This window comes from Streptomyces bobili (assembly GCF_002154575.1).
Classification (GTDB): Bacteria; Actinomycetota; Actinomycetes; order Streptomycetales; family Streptomycetaceae; genus Streptomyces; species Streptomyces bobili.
In genome coordinates, this window is sequence record NZ_MUBA01000726.1 from 1 (window position 1) to 2,893 (window position 2,893).

1 protein-coding gene and 1 pseudogene are annotated in these 2,893 nt (G+C 73.8%); both read left to right on the forward strand.

Annotated elements, in window-relative coordinates; translation table 11 throughout:
* Window positions 1-2,216: bifunctional glycosyltransferase/CDP-glycerol:glycerophosphate glycerophosphotransferase (locus tag BZL64_RS36780; protein WP_107430426.1), on the forward strand; the 2,216-nt coding region annotated here is incomplete at its 5' end.
* A gap of 2 nt (window positions 2,217-2,218) precedes the next feature.
* Window positions 2,219-2,893 (forward strand): annotated as a pseudogene (locus BZL64_RS36785) (hypothetical protein); the annotation flags it as partial.

The window sequence follows — 2,893 nt, forward strand, 5'->3', positions numbered from 1 at the left end:
TGCCCCGCTTCAGCATCATCGTCCCCTGCTTCAAGGTGCAGGGCTTCCTGCGCGAGTGCCTCGACTCGGTCCTGGAGCAGTCGTACCGGGACGTCGAGGTGATCGCCGTCGACGACCGCTCGCCCGACGGCTGCGGTGCGATCCTCGACGAGTACGCGGCCCTCGACGACCGGGTGCGGGTCCTGCACCTGCCGGAGAACGCCGGCCTCGGCCGCGCCCGCAACGCGGGCCTGCCGCACGCGAGCGGCGACTACCTGTTCTTCCTGGACAGCGACGACACCCTCACGCCGGGCGCCCTGCGCGCCATGGCCGACCGCCTCGACGAGGTCGCCGACCCGGACGTGCTCGTCTTCGACTACGCCCGCACCTACTGGTGGGGCGGCACCCGCCGCAACGCCCTCGCGCACGTCCTCGCCGACTGCGGCGACGCCGCGTTCACGGCCGCCGAGCACCCGGAGATCCTCGATCTGCTGATGGTCGTGTGGAACAAGGTGTACCGGCGGGACTTCGTGGAGGAGAACGGTTTCCGTTTCCCGCCCGGTTACTACGAGGACACGCCCTGGACCTTCCCGGTCATGCTCAGCGCGCGACGCATCGCCACGCTGGACCAGATCTGTCTGAACTACCGCCAGCGCCGCCAGGGCAACATCCTGTCCACCACCAGCCGCAAGCACTTCGACATCCACGAGCAGTACGAGCGGGTCTTCGCCTTCGTCGACTCCCGGCCCGAGCTGGCGAGCTGGCGGCCCTACCTGCACCGCAAGATGGGCGACCACTGTCTGGACATCCTCGCCAAGCCGGACCGGCTGCCCCCGTCCGACCGGGGCGAGTTCTTCCGCCGTACGGCCGCCCTGTTCGCCCGGCACCGTCCGGCGGGCGAGCCGGTGCCCGCCGAACTGCGCGTGCTGCGGGGGCCGTACGCCGGTTACGTGGCCTGGCGGCAGGGAGCGCGCGCCGGGCGGGAACTCGCCCGGCGTACGGCGCTGGCGCGCGGGGCGGCGGCGGCGCGCGTCCGCCGGGGCTTGTACGCCGCGCAGGCCCGGCGCCCGCTGGACCCGCGGCTGGTGGTGTACTCGGCGTTCTCGCACCGGGGTGTCCTCGGCGACCCGGGGGCCGTGTACCGCAAGGCGCAGGAGATCGCCCCGCACCTGCGCGGGGTGTGGGTCGTACGGGACCAGGAGACGGCGGACCGGCTCCCCGACGGGGTCGAGCACGTGCTGCTGGACTCCCCCGCGTACCGCCGGGTGACCGCTCGGGCCGGTTTCTTCGTCAACAACGTCAACTGGCCGGGCACGCTCGCCAAGCGCCCCGGCAGCGTCCACATCCACACCCACCAGGGCACCCCGCTGAAGCTCATGGCGGCCGACCTGCTGGAGCGGCCCGGCGCCCGGCACGGGGTGGACGTGCCGCAGATGCTGCGCCGCGCGGACCGCTGGGACCACAGCCTGGTCGCCAACCCGCACTCCGAACTGGTCTGGGAGCGCGCCTACCCCTGCCACTTCACCTCGGCGCGCACCGGCAGCCCGCGCAACGACGTGCTGGTGACCGCCGACGCGCAGGCCTCCGCGCGCGCCCGTGCCCGCCTCGGCCTCCCCGCCGGTCACACGGTGGTGCTGTACGCGCCGACCCGCCGGGAGTACGTCCGCGGCGGTCACGCCGACCGGATCGACCTGGCCCGGTTCGCAGCCGACCTCGGCGAGGGCCACACCCTGGTGGTGCGGCTGCACCCGTCCCTGGCGACCGGGCACGCGCGCGGGATGGGCCTGTCCGACCTGCACCGGCGCGGGATCGTGGTCGACGCGAGCGACGTCCCCGACGTCGAGGACGTGATGCTCGCCTCCGACGTCCTGGTCACCGACTACTCGGCCCTGATGTTCGACTACGTCCTCCTGGACCGGCCGGTCGTGGTGCACGCCGACGACTGGGCCGCGTACACGGCGAGCCGGGGCACCTACTTCGACATCACCGCCGAGCCGCCGGGCCACGTCTCGCGCGACTACCGGGAACTGGCCGCACTCATGACCTCCGGGAGCTGGCGCGACGAGGAGTCGGCGCGGCTGCGGGCCGGCTTCCGGGAGCGGTTCGGCGTGTTCGACGACGGGCGGGCCGCCGAGCGGGTCGTGCGGACGCTGCTGCTGGGCGAGGAGATGACCGGCCCCACCACGGTCCGGGTGCCCGCTCCGGCCGTTCCGGGCGACGTGCTGGCGTCCAGGTGAGCCTGCGCCCACGAGCCTGGGTGCTCGTCCTGGCCGTGGTGTACGCGCTGCTCCAGCTCGCGAACGTCACCGGCCGGGGCACCCCGGACAGCAAGAACTACCTGTCGTACGCGCTGAGTCTGCGCGGGGACGGCAAGCACGAGGCGGCGGTCGCGACGATCGACTGGGCGTGCGAGGGGGAGGCGGCGGTCGCGGCCCGCCGGCAGAGCGTCGACGTGGTGCGGTTCCATCGCGCCGACCCGACCGCGGAGGTCCTCGCCGCGTGCCGGGAGCGGGAGTGGGGCAACGTCGGGGCGCGGCTCGCGGCGGGGCAGACCGGCGGGCACACGGTGCCGTTCATGCCGGAGCGCTTCATGCGGATCTTCGAGGCGCGGCCCGGCTATCCGGTGTTCCTGGTGCCGTTCCTGACCCTGTTCGGCGTGACCTGGGGCATGTGGGCGGCGGGTGTCGCGGTGGCGGCGGCGGGCGGGGCGCTGGTCTTCCTGATCCTGCGCACCCTGCGCGCACCGACCGTGGTCTGTCTGACCGGGCAGGCCCTGTACTACGTCCTGCCGTGCGGGACGACGGCCGTGCGCCCGATGACCGAGGGCCTGCTGCTGGCGCTGACCCTGACGGCGGTGTGGGGCTGTGCGCTGGCCCTGGACGGGCGGGTGCGGGCCGGGGCCTGGCTGGTGGGC